Origin of the sequence: Mucilaginibacter sp. SJ (assembly GCF_028993635.1) — a bacterium.
In the GTDB taxonomy this organism is placed as follows: domain Bacteria; phylum Bacteroidota; class Bacteroidia; order Sphingobacteriales; family Sphingobacteriaceae; genus Mucilaginibacter.
The window spans coordinates 5,396,658-5,416,359 of sequence record NZ_CP118631.1; the positions used below are offsets into that span (position 1 = coordinate 5,396,658).

Consider the following 19,702-nt stretch of genomic DNA (forward strand, 5'->3'; position numbering starts at 1 on the left):
AAATAAGTCAACTATCGCCAACAAAAAAGGGCCTTTTTCAAGGCCCTTTCTCATTTTCTTATTTTTCAACGTCTATAAGCTCCGGCTTTGTGGCTTCGGATTTGGTGAGGTCAATATCTGGTTTTGAAATGTCTGTTAACGCTACACGACCGCGGTCTTTACGCAGGATGCGGTTAAAAAGTGAGATCTCCCTGTCAAACAAAAACTGGAAGAATAGTTTGGTCCATGAGGTATGATAATGTAAGGTATCATAGTATTCAGGGGCAGTTTTCCTGATCTCGGGAAGTTTGTTCCATGGGATAGAAGGAAAATCATGGTGCTCATTGTGGAAGCCTACGTTAAAGGCTACGGCATTAAAATTACCATAATAGCTGTATGTTTCCTGCTCTTCGGTAACGGTAAGGTAATGCTCCTGGATCCATCGGGCGCCCAGCGGGTGCAGGCCAACCGAAAACGAGAAACTCAACAGCAGGAACGCCACTGCATGCCAGCCCATAAAATAAGCGATTGCGGTTGTAAATGCTGCCTGTAATAACCAGTTTGTCAGGATCCAGCCGTCAAAAGGATGGATTTCCCTTAAACGTGAAAGGCGGAACAATTGAAATACCGGGAAAAACAGCAGCCAGATTGCTTTACCAAAAAATGAATTGCTGATCAGTTTTGCTTCCCAGCGGTTTGGCAAATCGGCATCAAGCTCATGAACGCCCTGAAATGAATGATGTTTGATGTGGTACTTTTCGAATGAAATAGCGCTTGGTAATATTTGCGGTAAGTTGGCAAACATGGATGCCCAGCGGTTTGCGTTGCGGTTTTTAAACAGCAGCTGGTGTGTACATTCGTGGATCATCACAAACAATGCGTGATCGGCAAAAGCGCCAAGCAAATAAGCAGCTCCGAAAACTATCCACCATGACTGGTCGCGTACAAACCAGGCTAAAACAACCTGGAAAGCTACTAAACCAATAATGGCCCATATGGTTGCGGGGTTTTTACCAATAAGCTTTCGCAGTTGCGGAAACTCCTTCAAGATTTTTTTTGTGCGGATACGATGAGGTTCAGACTCCTGGGAATAAACAAAATCAGTCTTTTTAATCATATAGTGTTAAAACGTTAAATATAACGATAACGTGCGCAAAAGTTCATTTTTTTGTAAAAATTAATTAGTAATATTAGGAATAACCAAAATCTTCACGATCATTTCATATAAATTTTATATACAATTTACGTTAGTTTCGCTTAAAAACAAGCACCTTAAAAGTATTGGGAATGGTTTTGCGTGTGCCGGGTTCAAACTGCGCAACGCTCAAATAAATTTTGTGGGTTTTGGCGTCAAGTGCCATGGTGCGCGCCCTTTCGGCGGTTTTTAGGGTTTGGATCACCTCATATTCATCAGCCGATTTTTGTTTGATGATGGTAGTGGTGCCATCGCCGCATGAGCAAAATATCAGTTTGGTTTCAGGGTCATAAACTACCGCGTCAACCCCGGCGCCGATTGGCAGGGTAGCAGTCACTTTGCCTGTTTTGATATCAACAACACTCACCCCCTTATTTTCGCGGCAAACGGTAAACAATTTCTGGTTAGCGGCATCAAGCGCTAAGCCGGTAGGGCCACCACAGGGGGCAAGGGGATAGTTTTTAACTACTTTAAGGCTTTTGCTATCAATAACATTCAGGCTGCTTTTATCTTCAAGGTTATTGTAGATTTTACCTTTGCCGTCGGATACAGCAAACTCGGGGCCGCCGCCAAGTGCAACCGTGCCAACCTGCTTAAGCGTTGCCGGGTTAATTACCGATGAATTATCACTTTCGCCGTTGAAGGTAAACACCCGGTCGGAGTAGGGGTCATACATAATAGCGTCAGGGCCATTAGCATCGGTAAGGGCAATGGTAGTTATGGTTTTAAAAGTTTTCAGATCAAAAACTACTACGGCATTTGCCTTGCCATCACTAATGAAACCACGATTAAGTTTATTTACAATGGCTATACCGTGAACGCCTTTCATGTTATCAATAACGCCAACCGGATTTTCGGTATCCAGGTTAATGACATTTACAGCAGTACCATGCGATACATAAAGATTACGGTTGATCTTGTCGATAGCCAGGTAATCGTAACCACCATCACCCGGTAGCGCGATGGTTTTATCGGCCGCATAGGTTTGCGCATTCAGTTTAAAAGGAGCTATACCTGCTATGAGCAAGGCTACGGCCAAAATTTGCTTTTTCATTTTTCGGGAGTGTTTATTGCCATGAAATTAAGTCCCGAATCTGTAAAAATGCTGTGTTAACCGTTGTGGCTTTCATTAATTTCATTTAAATGGGTGTTAAACCCTTTGCGGTACAATATACGGAGCATTGCCGGTAAAACGATAAGCAGTAATGGCAACGCCGCTAAAAAACCCCCAATAACTGCAATTGCTAATGGCTGGTGTAATTGCGCGCCGGCACCTATGCCTAAAGCAAGCGGCAACAGGGCTATAATGGCCCCCAAAGCGGTCATTAGTTTTGGTCTTAAACGGGTACTGATGGCAAAGGTTATAGCGGCGTCAATGTTTTTATTTTCATTTTCGATAGCGCTTTCCTTAAACTGCAGGAAGGTGAAAATGGCGTTTTCGCCAATAATGCCTACAATCATAATCAACCCTGTATAGCTGCCCACATTGAGTGGCGTACCGGTAATAAATAAAGCCAGGAAGCTACCGGCGATACCTAAAATGCCAATCACCAAAATAAGCAGCGCTATCCTGAACTGCCTGAACAGGAATAATATCACCCCAAAAACCAGTAAACAGGCAGTTATGAGGATGATAAGCAATTCTTTAAATGACTGCTGCTGCTGGGCGTAGGCTCCTCCATACTCCACGTGGTAACCCGTTGGCAGGTTTACGTTATCATGGATGGTTTTTTGAATGGATGTTATTACGGTACCCAGGTCGCTGTCTTCCAGACGGGCGCTCACTACATTCATGCTTTGCAGGTTTTCGCGATTGATCTCCGCATCGCCGGGCCTTAACTCTACCGAAGCAAGTTCGGTTATAGGGATGAGTTTGCCGCTGGGTAAAAATATGTGCAGGTTATGGATGTCATTCACGTTAAGCGAGCGGTTACCCGGGTAAACCATGCGGATGGGTGAAAGCTGTTCTTTTTCCAGTAAGCTGCCTATTACATTACCTTCCAGCGCGGTTTGGATCTGCATCTGTAGATCGGCAGCGGTAATTCCATACTGTGCGATCTTGCTGTAATGGGGTTGAATGCTTACCGAAGGACCGGCGATAACAATACCCGGCAGCACATCGGCAGTACCTTTTACTTTTTCAACCAGCCCGGCTATCTGCCTTGACAGGTTTTGCAGGGTTTGCTGATTATCACCGAATACTTTGATCTCGATAGGCTCGGCCGATGTGGTCAGGTCGCCAAGCATATCGGATATCACCTGGCCAAATTCAACCTGCAGCGCGGGTTGGGTTTCCTCAACCATTTTACGCAAATCGCTGATCACCTCTTCGGTGCTTTTGGTGCGATCTTTTTTTAGCTGGATAAGATAATCGCCGCTGTTAGGCTCTGTAATAAAAAAGCCCATTTGTGTACCCGTACGGCGCGAATAGGCAGTTACATCCGGATGCTTGATGATCTGTTTTTCTATCTGGCGCAACATCCGGTCGGTTTCTTCCAGTGATGTTCCGGGAGGTGATTTGTAGTCGAGCACGATGGCTCCTTCGTCCATATCAGGCAGGAAGCCGGTCTCCAGCAATGGGGGGACAATCACAATTACGGCAGCCAGCGCGGCAACAATAACAAAGCTTACATAGGGGCGCAGGATAAAGAAACTAACCCACTTTTGTTGCTTAACCGTGTGTATTTCTTCTGTCTTAGCTTTTGCTGCATTTAACTTAGGCTTACGTGTTACGAGCAGGTAAATTACCGGCAAACCGATCCACGTTACAAAGAATGAACTCAGCAAGGTAATGATCATGGTATCGGTAAGCACCTTGAAGTAGGCCCCGGCCACACCCGTCATCAAAACAAAAGGAATAAAAATTACGATAGTACTGATAGATGAGCCTACCATGGCCGGGAAAAGGTAATCAATAGCCTTGCGCACCAAATGGCTGCTCAACTCGTCCGGGTGTTCTTCGTGTACCCTGTGGATCTGTTCAACCACCACAATGGCATCGTCAATAATTAACCCTATGGAGGCTGCGATAGCACCCAGCGTCATGATATTAAAAGTATAGCCAAGCCAGTACAATATGAGCAGTGTAAGCCCGAGTGTAACCGGGATGGTAATCAATATGGTGATACTTGCCTTGAACGATCTTAAGAAGATAACCGCCACAATAATAGCCAGGAGTAAGCCTACCCAAAGGCTGTCGCTTACGCTCCTAACCGAATCGTTCACAAAATCGGCCTGAACATAATATGGCCGGATACTTACACCCTGCGGGAGTAGTTTTTTCAGCGCGTCAATCTTATCGGCCATATCGTTACTAACCGAAATGAGGTTGGCATTGGGTTGCTTCACTACAGCTATCAGTACCCCATCATGCCCGTTGGCGTTGATACGGGTATACTCAATCCCTTCGTTAACCTGGATGCTTGCAAAATCCTTGAGCCGTACTATCCTTTTGCGGTTGTTGCTGATCACCAGGTCCTCCAGCTGATCTTTGGCATTGATGGTAGCATCAGTGACAGTGAGGTACATGCGCTTATAATCAGACAGATAGCCCTCTGATTTTACGAAATTGGTAGTAGCAAGCGTATTACTGATAATATCAGGCGTAAGGCCCAACGAAGTCATTTTTTGCTGATCGAGCGTGAGCCAGTATTCTTTTAATTTACCGCCGATCACCCTGATCTCCGATACCCCGTCGACCTGCGACAGGAATGGTTTTACCGTGTATGTAGCTAATTGCCTTAATTCAATAGGGGACAGGTTATGGCTCTCCAAAGTGTAACCGCTTACCGGTAAAATGGAAGGGTTCATTTTAGCTACGCTGATATTTACATCGGCGGGAAGGTCGTTCTTGATCTGATCGATGCTCGACTGGATACGCTGCTGGCTCAGGTCGATATCAGCATTCCAGTTGAGCAGCGCCGAAATTTCACAGCTTCCCCTGCTGGTAGTACTGCGTACCAGTTGCAGGTCGGGCACCTGCTTAATGGCATTTTCCAGCGGTTTGGTAACTGTAACCATCATTTTATTTACCGGCTGCAGGCCCTCGTCGGCAATGATTTTGATCTTTGGGAAAGTGATTTCAGGAAAAAGCGAAGTTTGCAGTTTTGAATAGGCAAACAAACCGCCCATAATAATCAGGGCAAGTACCAGGCCTAAAGGCTTGCGGTGGGTTATGAAGTAATTTTTTCGCTGGTTCATAGTATAAGCCCCACCCAAACCCTCCCCGGTAGGGAGGGCTTAATTATCTCTCTGATTGGTAGGATTTATCAGAGAGGACTTGAATGCCCCACCCAAACCCTCCCCGGTAGGGAGCGCTTTAAAGTCTCCCCCACCGGGGGAGATTTAGAGGGGGCTTGTTATTTTCACTTTAGCGGTATCCGCCAGTCCGTAATTACCTGTAACCACTATTTTATCATTTGCCGAAAATTTGGGGGTTAAAATTTCCACCCTGCCGCCGGTTTCAATGCCTTTGGTTATGGCAGTTTTTACAGCAGTAGTAGGATTGATCAACTTCATTACCCAAAACTCCGTTTGTGTTTCATTGCTTAGTATGGCCGATTTTGGAAGTGATAGCGTATGCGGGCGTATCGACTTAATGATCCGCGCTTTGGCTACCAAATTTTCGGGAATGGGGTTGGTACTGTTCACTTTAAGCACAATACCCTGGGTTTGAGATAATGAATCAACAGCGGGCATTGATGAGCTTACCTGTGCCATCAGTTTTTCGCCGCCGGGCAGTACAAGCAGTACGTTCTGGTTGTTTTTTACATAGCTACGCAGTTCATAGGGTAATTGCATCACAAATACAAAGCTTGAGCGATCGCTGATTACGGCAAGCTGTTCACCATCCTGTACATAATCGCCCTGCTGATGGTTGAGTTGGGTAACGTAGCCATTGCCGGCAGCTTTTATTTTATTAATTCCCGAAAACTTAAACGTAGTATCCAGCACATTGATGCTGTTGCCAATACTCTGTGCTTCCTTGGTTTTTATGCTGAATAAAAACTCGCCTTTATTTACGTAATGCCCTGGCAGGATGTTCACCTTTTGGATGTAACCGTTAGCATTGGCCTTCACAATATTTTTTTGCTGAAAAACAGATGTGGCGCTAAGGTCAATATAGTCAACCATAGCACTATCGGCGACTGAGGTTACGGTTACGGGCGTTTGAGCGGCTGTTTCTGCATCGCCGGCATCATCTGCAGGAGTGTTGCCTTTGCAACTATACAGCAAGGTTAAAAGGCCTGCAAACAGGTATATATGTTTAAATTTCATATTATTTGTTCCAGTAATTGAGCTGATTAATGAGCTGCAGCTTATTAATATTGGTTTGTGTTTTAAGATTTTTTATAGCAAGGTAATTGTTGATAGCCAGCACCAGGTCGGCTACACGCACATCGCCGGTTTGCAGCAGTTGGGTGTCAACTTTTACCAGGCTTTCGGTGTATTTCATCTGGTCATCAATTTGATTGAGCAGTTTTTCGGAGCCATCTATCTGTTGATTTAGCTGAGCAATCTGCTGGCGGTATTGTGTATCAAAAAACGCTTTGTAGCTGCGCCGGGTATCTTCTTCTAACGAGAGCTTGCGGTACTGGATCTTACGCTGGCCTCCATCATATAATGGCAGGGTAAAACTAAAACCAATACTGGCGCCGAAATTTTTATAGGCCGGCCCACTCAGGAAATCGGAATTGTAACCGCCGTCTGCCAGTAAATTAATCTTGGGTTTGTAGGCAAAATCAACTAAGGCGCGACTGTTTACCAGCTTAAGGCTATCCGTTTTATACTGGCTGAAAAAGATGCTGTTACTAATATTGGCCCGGATAGTTTTTTGAATGCCGGGATCCTGTAGTTCGATGTAACTGGTATCAGCAATGCCGGTTAAATAGTTAAGTGTAGTATAGTCATTTTTGTATTGCAGCTTTGCCTGCGACAAAGTTAGTTCCTGCTGTTTAAGGGTAACCAAAAAAGTAAGGTAATCGCTTTGGCGGTAAACATTGGTGCGGGTCAGTTTTTTAAGCAGCGCTTCCTCCCGGTTAAGCAGGCTGATCACTTCCTGGTTAAATTTTACCTGTTGCAGGCTGCCAAATGCCGCTATGTATTGTGCCGTGACTGCTTTTTTCAGGTCCTGCTCAGAGATTTTGGCGGTATTAAGCACCGATTGCGATTGCAGCTTCACCGCATCTATCTGTGCAGCGATATTTTTTTTGCTATCCAGCGATTGATTGATGCCCAATAGCGCATTAAGCGTATGCTCGTTGGTGATGGCAGGGGCATAACCATAGCCGCCGGCAACCGGCGCGTAAAGACCGGCACTGTTAGCGCTTACCTGTGGCCTGTAACCTGCCCTGATCCGGAGGCTGTCCAACTGGCCCGAAGCAACCTGATTTTGCAAATCCTTTAACAGCGGACTGTTACTTTTGGCAAGCTCCAAATAATGTTCAAGATTGTAGGTTTGTGCCTGTGTAGCAGCACTAAGCAGGCAAAATAAAAAGCCGAAAACCCAATTTATCCGGATGGTCAAAATAATACGTATTGTGTTAAATAATAGCTAAGCTACACGATAATTCTGGAAAAAATTGGTAGGGGCAGTGTAACAAATTTAAAAGTTGACCGTGAAGATATGGTATGGCGCTTCATAACTGTAAACCAGCTGATAACCCAAACTTTCGCAGATTTGTTTGGATATGGTAAGCCCCAGGCCGCTGCCTTCAGATGTGGATGCTTTATGAAAGCGGGTAAAGATATTTTCAGGATTTAAGGCTACCTGTTCGCCGGTGTTTTTGATGGTTAAATTTTCGGCTGTGAGGCTGATGATGATCTCGCCGCCTGTACGGTTATGACGTACCGCGTTGATGATGAGGTTATTTAACAATATCTCAATAAGGTAATTGCTGGCTTCAATTTCCTTTTTGCTAATTGTTGAAATAACCGTTATTTCTTTGTCGTTGAAAATATCTTCCAATTGATACAGCAAATCATCTATAAGTTCCTGTAAATCCAGGTGCTGTCGATCGTTCAATAGTTTGTTCTCAATCTTGACCAGTAATAACAACGATTGGTTAAGCCTGCTCAGGCGCGATACCGCGCTGTAAAGGTCATTGAGTAACTTGCTTTGATGCTCACTAAAGTTTTCTGTCTGGATCAGGGTGTCCAATTTGGAGTTGATCACCGCAATAGGGGTAAGCAGCTCATGCGAGGCGTTTTCGGTAAAGGTTTTAAGGTCTTTGTAGTCTTTTTTTACCCGTTCGGCCATGGCGGTAACTTCGGCCTGGAGTTCGTTAAACTCGTCGATAGTAGTATTGGGAGATGGCATTTCGCGGCTGTCGGTAACATTAAATAGTTTCAATTCACTCAGGATACTGTAAAATGGCTGCCAAAGCCGGCCCAATATCAGGCGGTTGGTAATTACCAACACCAGCAGCAGTAATAAGATAACGCCTATTGTAATGCCGAAGATGATCTGGATGAGGTCTTCCGTTTCTACTTTCGATTCAACTATCAGGATTTTATAATACCTGTCGCCAACTGTCACCGAACTGACCAAACCGCGACCTGATTCCGGCTCGTCTTTTTCGCGGTAATAAGTAGTGTTAAAAAATTCGCGTTTAACCGAATTGGGTTCGGCCGAAATAAAGGTGATCTGCTGGTCTTTCGAGGCGAAAACCTGGGGCAGGTGGTGATTGAGCTTTACGTAATCAAAAACTTCCTGCTCTTCAACCTTAAGTGAATTGTCTTTTTGATTAGTAAGGATCAGGCTGATGGCCTGGTAATAAATAACGCCGGTTATCAGCATGATAACAATAGTAGCAATTAAATTTACCCGGTTATACCTTTCCGAAAGCTTCATTATTGATCGGCGAATTTGTAGCCCATACCATAGGCTGCATAAATATAATCCTTGCCGCCGGCTTCCATTATTTTTTTACGGATGTTTTTAATATGCGAGTAAATAAAGTCGAAATTATTGGCCAGATCGATGCCATCGCCCCATAAATGTTCGGCAATGGCGTTTTTTGAAATTACTTTGCCTTTGTTGGAGATGAAATAGATGAGCAATGCAAACTCTTTACGGGTAAACTTTACCGGGATGCCGTTTACAGCTACCGTTTTAGCCATCAGGTCGATACTGAGCTCATTGAAGTTAAGTACATTGCTGCCATTGAACATTTTACGCCTGATGATGGCCGATACCCTCGCCTTCAATTCCGAAAGGTGAAAGGGCTTTACCAAATAATCATCAGCACCGAGGTCAAGGCCCTGCAGGCGGTCATCGAGCGAGTTTTTGGCCGATATGATGAGCACCCCGTCGGTGTAGTTATTGGCTTTAAGCTTTTTTAATATATCAATACCATTACCGCCGGGCAGGGTGATATCCAGCAGGATGCAATCATAACGGTACAATTCAACCTTGGCGAGGGCTGCTGCATAGCTGGCCGCGGTTTCACAAATGTTGCCGGCTTCGGTAAAATATTCTTCAATACTTTCGCGCAGGCCCTCTTCGTCTTCGATGATGAGTATTTTCAAAACTTTTTTTTGTAAAGTTAAAATGCCAATTTGTACAGATTCTGGATTTTGAGTAAAGGCTAACAGCTATCTCACAGATTTTGTACAGAATGCCTAAGCAAATTTGCATTTAGCTTGTTGCAAGTTAAAAACAAAATCTGATCATTATGTGGTGGATCTACGCATTACTTTCGGCACTGTTTGCAGCGCTTACAGCCATTTTTGCCAAAATAGGGATTAAAGGGGTTGATACCGACCTCGCTACGGCCATCCGTACCGTAATAATCCTGATCCTGGCCTGGGCCATAGCACTTTTTAAGGGGAGCCATGGTGGTATCAGCACGCTCACCAAAACCAACTGGGCCTTCCTCATCTTGTCTGGCTGTGCAACCGGCCTTTCGTGGATCTGTTATTTCCGCGCCCTGCAGTTGGGCAAGGTAAGCCAGGTTGCCCCGGTTGATAAACTAAGCGTTGCTTTGGCCATCGCGCTTTCTGTTATTTTTCTGGGCGAACCGTTAACTTTAAAAAATGCCATAGGCGCGCTGCTTATTATCGGCGGTACAATTGTATTGATTTTTTAACCTTTTTGTAACATGCTCATATACAATGTAACAAGCATATATACATAATAAAAACATATTGTAACAAATACACTTCAATACCATTTAATTCAGATTTAATCCAATCTTTCTTATAAAATTTGCGGTTCCAAACACCCGTATTTTATAATGAAGTCTGTTTTTTTGATATTATGTTCTTTTATTTTTATAACCGCCTTACACGCCCAAACTGCCCCCGGAGCCAGGGGCAAAATCACCGGTAAAGTTACCGATGCCACCACAAAACAACCGGTTGACTATGCCACTATATCTGTATTTAAACAAGGCGCTGCTTCACCCTTCAATGGCATCAGCACCGATCCTAAAGGAAATTTTAGCATAAATAACATCCCCGCCGGGGAGTATAAAATAACCGCCGAATTTTTAGGTTATCAGAAAGCAACTATCGAACATGTAATTGTTAAAGATGGAGCCGTATCATTGGGCGAGATCAAATTGGCTCCGGTTGCCAATGAACTAAAAGGCGTAACCATAACCGCCAAAGTACCTACTGTTGAAAACCGGATTGACAAAATGGTTTACAACCCTCAAAACGATTTAAGCGCACAGGGCGGCGTAGCTATTGATGTATTGAAAAAAGTACCGCAGATCACGGTTGATATTGATGGTAATGTGGAGCTTCAGGGCAATGCCAATATCCGTTTTTTGATCAATGGTAAACCATCAAGCATTTTTGGGGCCAGCCTTGCCGATGCTTTGGCCAGCATCCCGGCCAGTCAGATCAAAAGTATTGAGGTGATTACCAGCCCGGGCGCGAAATATGACGCGGCCGGTACGGGAGGTATCGTAAACATTATCTTAAAAGACAGCAAAGTGCAGGGCGTTAACGGCAGTGTTAACCTATCGGCAGGTACCCGCCGCGAAAACGGTTCATTTAACCTCAATGCCCGTAAGGGTAATTTTGGGGTGAATGCTTTTTTTAGCGGTAACGCCCAGATCAACAGCAACGCACCCAATACCCGTAATCGCGTATCAACCGATTCGGCCGCTAACAGGACCACTCTTTTTCAGCAGGGCAGCAACAATTTTAAACGCAGCGGTTATGAATCGGGCATTAATTTTAACTGGGATATCAGCCCTAAAGATCAGCTGACCGCGGGTGTAGGCTTTAACCACTTCGGTAACCATGGCAATGGCATCACCAACCAGGATCAAAGCGTTGTTGACGCGGCCGGCAACCCGGTATCTGATATCAGGAGCATCCGTAACTCAAGCAGTAAATTCAGTGGCTACTCAACCGATGTAAGTTTGAATTACAAAAAAACTTTTGCCAAAGAAGGGCAGGAACTTGATGTATTGTACTCATCAAGTTTTGGCCGTAACTCGTTCAGCTCATTTCAGCGCCAGGATTATGATTCGGGCTTAACTTCATCCGGTATCTCCAACAACAATCCGGGTAAGGACAGGGAAACCGATATTTCTGTTGATTATACACAGCCTGTAAGTAAAAATTTCACGCTGGAAACAGGTGGTAAGCTTGTGTTTAACCACATCAACAATAATGTAGTAACAGATACCCTTTTTGGCGGTAATGCCTTTGTGCCTAACCCAAGCCAAACCTATGGTTTTACTTACGACCGTAAAGTGTATGCTTACTACCTGTCGGCCTCAACATCTATATTTGATAAATTTTTGGATGTGAAAGCCGGTTTAAGAGATGAGTATACTACCACCAAAGCCGATTTTCAGGGTGTGACCATCCCGTCTTATAATATCCTTGCGCCATCACTTGTGTTTTCGCATAAGTTTGGCAATGGTGCCGAATCTATCAAATTAAGCTATACCCGCCGCATCCAGCGCCCTGATTATGGCGATCTGAACCCCTTCCTGAACATCAGCGATCCACATAACATCAGTACAGGTAATCCTAACCTGAAACCCGAAAAAGGTGATCTTTTTGAGTTAGGTTATAACAAATCATATGATAAAGGCGCCAATATTAACATCGCAGCTTTCTATCGCCGTAATACCGATGATATTCAGCAGTTCACTACCTTTTATTCAACGTTTGATGTAAACGGCACTACCTATACCGATGTGTCATTGAACCAGCGTTATAACATAGGTTCGGAAGAGCGCATCGGTATCAATATTTATGCTTCGGTACCGGTAACCGGTAAACTAAGCCTGCGTACCAATATGATTTTTAGCGACAGGCGCAGTACTAACCCCGGTTTTGCCAATGTAAGTGCCTTCGCATACCGCCTTAACCTCAACGCGCAATACAGCTTTGGTCATGATTTGAGCGCGGAGTTTTTTGGTAATTACAACTCATCGCAAAAAGGCATCCAGGGTACCAATCCCAAATTTGTGTTCTACAATTTTGCCATGCGCAAAATGTTCATGAACAAAAAAGCCAGTATCGGGCTTACGGCTACCAATCCGTTTGCCAAATATGTGAGTCAAAGCTCATCAACCTTTGGCAGCAATTTTTATTCAACTAACTTGAGACTGGTGCCGGTACAGTCGTTCGGGATAAGCCTGAGTTATAAGTTTGGCAAGCTTGAATTTAAGAAGGAGCGGGAAAAAGAGAGAAATAATGATCAGGATAATAATGGAGGCGACAATGGGCCGCAAACTGATAAGGGGAAATAAAATATGCTCATGAAGCCAGTTGGATGTTAGTCTGAATTTTGAAATCCGGCGGACTCTGAAGTTGAAATGACAAAAAATAAGGCCTGTCACCCTGAGCTTGTCGAAGGGTCGCGCGCAGAGGCCTGCCCGCCATGCTTCGACGGGCTACCCATGACAAGATAAAAAATGTGGTTTTTTCGCAGCAGATTAGCTTCGGGTGAAAACGAACAGAACGATGCTGGGCGGTGCGGCTGCAGGGGCATAGCAAGTTTTTGCAGAAGCGGAGGCATTGTGTGCGAACCGGGGCAAAATAATTGCAGCCCGTGGTTCTGTTCGTTTTGCAGGGTGAAGGCTGCGCCGATGGCTATGGGGCCAGGTTGCGCGCAAAGAAGCCTCTCTGCTGCAAGCCTTTTTGGTTACTTTTGTGGCGACAAAAGTAACTGGCCCCGCGCGGCCAATAGCGCGACGATGTAAGTCAAATACTAATGAAGCCCGTTACCAGCCTGTCGGTGATTGCTTCATTCCTTACAGCGATGACGTGACGCAGATGTCATTTTACCTTCAGAGGCCAGGGATTTAAATCACTCAGCATGACACCCATTTTTAATCATGTTATGGCCAAACAGTAAATAAGCCCGGCATGACGAAAGAAAAACAAAAAGCCTTTGGAGAGGATTGGGTGAGACTCTTACCCGTTCTTGATCAAAATACTTTCAATGATCAGCGTTGTATCTTCACAGCTGTCGGTCGCAGTTTCCATGGCTGCAAAAACATCGGTGTATTTAATTAATTCAATCGGATCTTTTTCATTATTGAGCAGATCGGCAAAGGCTTTATTGTGAACCGCATCGGCCTGGGCTTCCAGTTTTTTGATGTTACTGCAAAGCTCAAAAATTTCGGGCGATTTGTTCAGGTTGTTCATCGCGTTTACCGCTTTTTCAAGCTCGGTACTGGTTTTAAGGATCAGGGCAGCCAAATCTATCATTGGCTGGGTAATAGCAGGTACGTTGTAAAGGTTTATCCTGCGGGCGGCCATGGTAATCCTGTCGGCTACATCATCAATGGCTGATGCCAGATCACACATATCCTTGCGGTTAAACGGCGAGATCAGCATCCGGCCCGATTCAGAGAATACCCTGTGTGTTATCTCGTAACTTTTAAATTTCAGCTTATCAATATGCGCAAAATTAAACTTCTGCTCATATGATGTTGGGGCGTTAACGGCTTCGTCAAGCAGCCTGGCCATTTCGGTAACATTGGCTACAGCAGTGTTGAACAAATCGTAAAAAACCTGGTTTGAGTTTGGAAATATCGATTTTGAGTTAGTGCTCTTCATTGATCTGTCTTATCAGTCGTGAATTTACAGTAGTTATATTAAGCGGATTTTAAAATATGTCACTATAAATTATTCAGCGGATAAAAGTAACCATTAATATAATGCCAAATGTTAAGTTAATGTTAAGAATGGTTAAGCTAATGTAATAAAACGAAATTAATGAGGTTGTAAGTTGCTGATTTAAAGTAAAAAGAAACCTGCCAATTGAATAAGGAAAATTGTGTAACATTTGAGTTTAATTAAAACAATACGCGGCATTGATGCATTGTATTTGTATTAGTCAATCCAATTATGAAAGCCGGGGAAAAGCATTATAAATGCGTAAACAGCAAAACAGGTTACGCCATTTATTACCATTCGCTGGGTAGGGAGCTCAGCAATGAAGAAGTGAAAGCCGAATTAGAAAAAATACGTGCGCGTGTAGCTATTCAAAACGGTATTTACCTTGAAACACTTTACTGGGAAGAAATGAAGCAGGACGCCGAACTGACGCAATAGCAGGGACAGTTTTATAGGGTGTATATAACTAATTTAAAATGAGTGCTTTTGCAAATAAATACTTATATTTAATTGCCATTATATAACCAGTTTTAACCTGCTGTTATTCCCGCTTATGAAAAAGATAGTTTTATCGCTGTTAGCGGCATGGTGTTGCTCTGCGCCTGTTTTTTCACAAAATGACAAGCCGGTTTCACCTTCCGTTTCTTTAGATGCTATAGTATCGCGCCTGCAAGCTATATCGGCCAATAAAGCAGGTTAAAAAGTGTACCGCATTGGGATAAACCTTAACTTATAAGGTACAATGATGCCGGCGCATAAAAAACCCTGCCATGGTAGGCAGGGTAAAAAAACCACAACAATTGTTTAACCTTTGGGCTATGAATCCCTCCGGTCGATTCCTAATTGCAATATGATCTTTCAATTATTAAACAATATAAATTCAAAATAGTTTAATCATCAGGTGTTTATTTTCAGTGTTTTATGTGTTAAAATCACCTCTTGAAGGTATTTAAACGAATAGTTGTTTTTAAACCAAATTTCAATCTATCTTTATATTAAACAAATTATGAGAAATCTTATGAAAAAATCATTTCAGCTTAAGGCGGCATTCCTGTTTGCTTTCGCCTTATTGGTATCAGCGGTAACCTTTGCCCAGGACAAACCAGCAAGCCCGCGCGATAGCGTTAGCGGTACAGCTGCCGGTTCAACTATTACTATTAACTATGGCAGCCCATCGGTTAAAGGCCGTAAAATTTGGGGCGGTCTTGAAGCTTACGGTAAAGTATGGCGTGCAGGTGCTAACGAGGCCACAACTTTTACAACAACAAAAGATATCAAAGTTGAGGGTAAACCACTGGCAGCGGGTACTTATAGCTTCTTCCTGGTCCCTGCCGAAAACGGTACCTGGACAGTTATTTTTAACAAAGTGGCCAAACAATGGGGTGCGTTTAAATACGATGAGTCAAAAGACGCCCTGCGTGTAAACGTAAAAACCAAAGCCGCGCCAATGCACGAAAGATTAGTTTATACAGTTGATGCAAAAAGTTTTTGCATGTTCTGGGACAAGATCGTAGTGCCGGTGTCTGTAAGTAAATGATATTCAGTAACCTTATTTTTCACAATTTTGAAAGCCTCCTGCCAAGGGGGCTTTTTCTATTACCCGGGTTTTTAGCGCGCAAAAGCATTCTTTTTTAAACCTGAACCCTAAAGCGCTATATTTACCTTAGATAATGCGCTACCCAACCAACAAAAAACCTGTACTAAAAAGAATCATCGCAATAACATTATTGGCATTGGCTATTTTTTTGCTAATGCTGTTTGCTGATCATCCGGCCGCTGTTGAACGCTATTATGCCAATGGTTTTTACATTATCATTTGCCGGGTTTTTCATTCCGTTTTAAACATATTTCCGTTTAGTGTTGGCGATATCGTATATATAGCCGTGGTTATTTATTTGATCTATGCGGTGATCAGGTTAATTGCCCTGCTGTTTAAAAAAAGATTTCAAATGGCGGGGAAGCTTTTTTTAGGATTGGTTATAGGTATCCAGGCAGGCGTTGTGGCTTTTTATATGTTGTGGGGAATGAACTATTTCAGGCTGCCGGCCTCCGAGCGGCTTGGGCTGAGGGATACGGCTTTTACAACCGCCGATCTTAAAGCGGTAACCCGCATCCTGATTGACAGCGCCAACGTTACCCGTGCACGGCTTACACCGGCCGACTGGGCCCAAAGTAATACCCATATTTATAATACAGCACGGCATGCCATCGGCGTGCTCAGTAAAGATTCTGTTAATTTCAGGGCTTATAATCCCGATATAAAACCATCTATATTGACGCCATTATTAAATTATATTGGCACGTCGGGCTATTATAACCCTTTCACCTCTGAAGCCCAGGTAAATTACCGGATGCCCATTTTTAACCGGCCCTTTGTGGTATGTCATGAGATGTCGCACCAGATGGGATATGGGGCAGAGGATGAAGCTGATTTTGCCGGCTTTGTCATCGCCGTAAAATCGCATGACAGGTTATTGCGTTATTCGGCATATCATCTCGCTGTGCAGGAATTCATGCATTCGCTTGGCGCCCGTGATACCCTTGCTCATAAAGAACTCAAAGCATTGATCAGCAAAGATGTATGCGGCGATTATATCACCGAGCGGAATTACTGGCTGGCTTACGAAAACAAGCTGGGCGCCATAAGCAGTATTTTTTATGATAACTTCCTGAAAGCCAACAACCAGCCCCAGGGCCTCGAAACCTATAACCGCATGGTGTTATTAGCTATGGCGTGGTACAGGGATAAGTGGGTTCATTAGTAGTTCATTAGTTGATGGTTCATGGATCATGGCCGAATTTGAATCTCGTTAGTGATTACCTCTAATTGCCATGAACCATTAACTATGAACCATGATCTCCTTCATAAACAAAAAATGCGTTCCGTATCTCACCCCGGAACGCACACAATATCACGTCTCAAATGATATTGAATCAACTAAATCTCAGATATCATCTTAAATGTGTACCCAAGCTCTTTATATTCGGATACCGGAATAGAAACCGGTACAGAAAATTTATCAAATGTTAACTGTACAGTTTTAAAGTACAGCAAATAATTACCTCAAAAAAGCCGATTGTAAATATTTGAATAAAAACGGCGGTGCTATGTAATTATTATGAATTAATCTTCAAATTTACCTCAAAATCTTTAAAAAGCCTCGTTTACTTCACATTTATATGGATAAATTGTTTGGTAAAATTGCTGTTACCGTGAAAGCTAATTTTATTATTGTTTCAATGTTTCTTCCTGCTTTGGTTTTTGCTCAAAAAATTAATCAAAAGGAAATAAAACGGGAGAAAACATTAGCAAAGTCAGTAACCATTATCAGGGATAATTGGGGAGTTCCTCACATTTATGGAAAAACAGATGCTGCTGTTGTTTTCGGATTGATGTATACCCAGTGCGAAGATAACTTTAAAGGCATTGAACGCAATTACCTTTACCAGTTAGGTAAACAGGCCCAGGTTGATGGCGAAACTAATTTATATACCGATGTGCAGCTGCAACTGATTGCCGATAGTGCCGACGCCATTAAAGATTACAAAACAAGCGCCCCCTGGTTTCGGAAACTGTTGGATGCTTTTGCCGATGGCATTAATTATTACCTGTACAAACATCCCGAAGTAAAGCCCAAAGTATTTAAACATTTTGAACCCTGGTATGCCTTGATGTTTACCGATGGCAGCGTTGCCGCTACCGAAACAGGTGGCATTAAACTAAGCGAAACCAAAGACTTTTACAGTACCGCCCCCGAAAAGCTTGGCGCGGTGATCAGCCAGCCTGCAAAAAATATTTATGATATGGTGAACGAGCGCGAAACCGGTTCAAATGGCTTTGCTATAGCACCATCCAAATCGGCATCGGGCCATGCTTTGCTGTATATTAATCCGCATGTGCCGTTCTATTTCCGCAGCGAAGTTGAGCTGGTAAGCGATGAAGGCCTTAACGCGTACGGGGCTGTTACCTGGGGCCAGTTTTTTATTTACCAGGGTTTCAACCAGCACTGCGGATGGATGCATACCAGTGCCTATGCCGACGTAGCCGACCTTTACGCCGAAAAAGTGAGTAAAAAAGAGGGTAAATGGTATTACGAATATGATGGTAAGCTGAGGCCCGTTATCACCCGTAAACTATCTTTCAAAATAAAGCATAGCGATGAGACTGAGCAGCGCTCTATAACAGGATATTATACCCATCACGGCCCGGTGCTGGGCGCCAGGGATGGTAAGTGGATGGCACTTAAAGCTAACAACCGCTCATACAATGCCCTGGTTGAGTCATGGCTGATAACCAAAGCCAATAACCTGGCCGAATATAAAAAGGCCATGAACATGTTATCGAACGCTACAAACAGTACTGTTTACGCCGACGATAAGGGGAATACTATTTTTTGGTACGGCAACTACATTCCTAAACGCAATCCCAAATATGACTGGAGCCTGCCTGTTGATGGCAGTACATCGGCCACCGAATGGCAGGGTGTCCACAAACTGAGCGAGATCATCACTAATACCAACCCCGCCACCGGCTGGATCCAGAACTGTAATTCAACGCCGTATACGGCTTCGGGCACGTCAAGTCCTGATAAAAGTAAATACCCCGTATACATGGCCCCTGATGGTGAAAACTACCGGGCGGTAACTGCTATCAGGATTTTAAAAGATGCGAAAAACCTTACGCTTGATGACCTGGTAGCCAAAGGGTATGACCACTACCTGGCCGCTTTTGACGATCTGTTACCCTCACTTTTCAAGGCATATGATGATGCACCCGATTCTGTAAAGCAATCACTTGCAGAGCCAATAAAGATCCTGCAGCAGTGGGACAGGAATACTGCCATCCATTCTGTAGCCAGTTCGCTTGCCATTGAATGGGGTACATTGATGATGAAAGCGCTGCCGCCGCCTCAAACCGATCAGGAAAGCACTTTCATTACCCGGCGCTTTCAAACACTGGTTAAAACCATAACCCCGGCGCAGCAGTTGGCCTGGTTAAAAGACGTACTTAAAAATTTGCAAAGCCGTTTTGGCACCTGGAAAGTGGAGTGGGGGGAGATGAACCGCTACCAGCGCCCGGATGATGGCATCACCTTTGATGATAACAAACCCAGTATCCCGGTTGGATTAACAGGATCAGGCTTTGGACAACTGCCATCGTTCCAGAGCCGCACCATGAACACCAACAAGCGGTATGGATATTCGGGCAATAGTTTTATCGCTGTTGTGGAATTTGGTACACGGTTAAGAGCTAAAAGCATCGTAAACGGTGGCAGTTCCTTTGATCCTGCATCAAAAAACTTCACCGATCAGGAGCAGGGCATTATTGACGGTAAATTTAAGGACGTGCTGTTTTACAAAAAAGATGTTTTAAAGCATGCGCAGCGCAGCTATCATCCCGGCGACGGTTTTAAATAGTAAAAAGTATAT

Annotated in this window: 15 protein-coding genes; 7 read left to right on the forward strand and 8 right to left on the reverse strand. The window is 43.9% G+C overall.

Going from position 1 to position 19,702, the window contains the following annotated elements; all coding sequences use genetic code 11:
• Nucleotides 1-58: 58 nt before the first annotated feature.
• The 7 genes from MusilaSJ_RS22485 to MusilaSJ_RS22515 form a co-directional block, all read right to left on the reverse strand.
• Nucleotides 59-1,096, reverse strand: coding sequence for a fatty acid desaturase (locus tag MusilaSJ_RS22485; RefSeq protein ID WP_274987024.1), 1,038 nt, complete (start codon nt 1,094-1,096; stop codon nt 59-61).
• 130 nt (nt 1,097-1,226) lie between these two features.
• On the reverse strand, nt 1,227-2,228 hold the full coding sequence (locus MusilaSJ_RS22490) for a hypothetical protein (protein ID WP_274987025.1): 1,002 nt from the start codon (nt 2,226-2,228) through the stop codon (nt 1,227-1,229).
• Between the two features lie 56 nt (nt 2,229-2,284).
• A complete protein-coding gene (locus MusilaSJ_RS22495) occupies nt 2,285-5,374 on the reverse strand; it encodes an efflux RND transporter permease subunit (RefSeq protein WP_274987026.1) in 3,090 nt (1,029 codons plus the stop codon).
• A gap of 144 nt (nt 5,375-5,518) precedes the next feature.
• A complete protein-coding gene (locus tag MusilaSJ_RS22500; protein WP_274987027.1) occupies nt 5,519-6,451 on the reverse strand; it encodes an efflux RND transporter periplasmic adaptor subunit in 933 nt (310 codons plus the stop codon).
• Nucleotide 6,452: 1 nt separating this feature from the next.
• Nucleotides 6,453-7,700, reverse strand: a complete 1,248-nt coding sequence (locus MusilaSJ_RS22505) for a TolC family protein (protein WP_274987028.1) — start codon at nt 7,698-7,700, stop codon at nt 6,453-6,455.
• A 78-nt stretch (nt 7,701-7,778) separates the two neighbouring features.
• Nucleotides 7,779-9,026 carry a sensor histidine kinase gene (locus MusilaSJ_RS22510; protein ID WP_274987029.1) on the reverse strand — a complete coding sequence of 416 codons (1,248 nt, stop codon included), beginning with the start codon at nt 9,024-9,026 and terminating at the stop codon, nt 7,779-7,781.
• Nucleotides 9,026-9,703 carry a response regulator transcription factor gene (locus MusilaSJ_RS22515; RefSeq protein ID WP_274987030.1) on the reverse strand — a complete coding sequence of 226 codons (678 nt, stop codon included), beginning with the start codon at nt 9,701-9,703 and terminating at the stop codon, nt 9,026-9,028. The genes MusilaSJ_RS22510 and MusilaSJ_RS22515 overlap by 1 nt, the downstream gene beginning before the upstream one ends.
• A gap of 146 nt (nt 9,704-9,849) precedes the next feature.
• Here MusilaSJ_RS22515 and MusilaSJ_RS22520 point away from each other — a divergent pair, with 146 nt between their 5' ends.
• Both MusilaSJ_RS22520 and MusilaSJ_RS22525 read left to right on the forward strand, forming a co-directional pair.
• Complete coding sequence (locus tag MusilaSJ_RS22520; protein ID WP_274987031.1) at nt 9,850-10,263, forward strand: EamA family transporter; 414 nt, start codon at nt 9,850-9,852, stop codon at nt 10,261-10,263.
• A gap of 147 nt (nt 10,264-10,410) precedes the next feature.
• On the forward strand, nt 10,411-12,897 hold the full coding sequence (locus MusilaSJ_RS22525) for a TonB-dependent receptor (RefSeq protein WP_274987032.1): 2,487 nt from the start codon (nt 10,411-10,413) through the stop codon (nt 12,895-12,897).
• A gap of 667 nt (nt 12,898-13,564) precedes the next feature.
• On the opposite strand, the gene MusilaSJ_RS22530 is transcribed toward MusilaSJ_RS22525, so the two are convergent.
• Complete coding sequence (locus MusilaSJ_RS22530; RefSeq protein ID WP_274987033.1) at nt 13,565-14,212, reverse strand: DUF47 domain-containing protein; 648 nt, start codon at nt 14,210-14,212, stop codon at nt 13,565-13,567.
• A gap of 291 nt (nt 14,213-14,503) precedes the next feature.
• On the opposite strand from MusilaSJ_RS22530, the gene MusilaSJ_RS22535 reads away from it, so the two are divergent.
• From MusilaSJ_RS22535 to MusilaSJ_RS22555, 5 genes are all read left to right on the forward strand, one after another.
• Complete coding sequence (locus MusilaSJ_RS22535; protein ID WP_090528273.1) at nt 14,504-14,710, forward strand: hypothetical protein; 207 nt, start codon at nt 14,504-14,506, stop codon at nt 14,708-14,710.
• Nucleotides 14,711-14,825: 115 nt separating this feature from the next.
• Nucleotides 14,826-14,972 (forward strand): hypothetical protein, encoded by a 147-nt coding sequence (locus tag MusilaSJ_RS22540; protein ID WP_274987034.1) that lies wholly within the window; start codon nt 14,826-14,828, stop codon nt 14,970-14,972.
• Between the two features lie 318 nt (nt 14,973-15,290).
• The gene (locus MusilaSJ_RS22545; protein WP_274987035.1) at nt 15,291-15,809 is read left to right on the forward strand and encodes a DUF2911 domain-containing protein; all 519 of its coding nucleotides are present in this window, start codon (nt 15,291-15,293) and stop codon (nt 15,807-15,809) included.
• Between the two features lie 133 nt (nt 15,810-15,942).
• Complete coding sequence (locus tag MusilaSJ_RS22550; protein ID WP_274987036.1) at nt 15,943-17,034, forward strand: DUF3810 domain-containing protein; 1,092 nt, start codon at nt 15,943-15,945, stop codon at nt 17,032-17,034.
• 418 nt (nt 17,035-17,452) lie between these two features.
• Nucleotides 17,453-19,690, forward strand: a complete 2,238-nt coding sequence (locus MusilaSJ_RS22555) for a penicillin acylase family protein (protein ID WP_274987037.1) — start codon at nt 17,453-17,455, stop codon at nt 19,688-19,690.
• Nucleotides 19,691-19,702 lie beyond the last annotated feature (12 nt).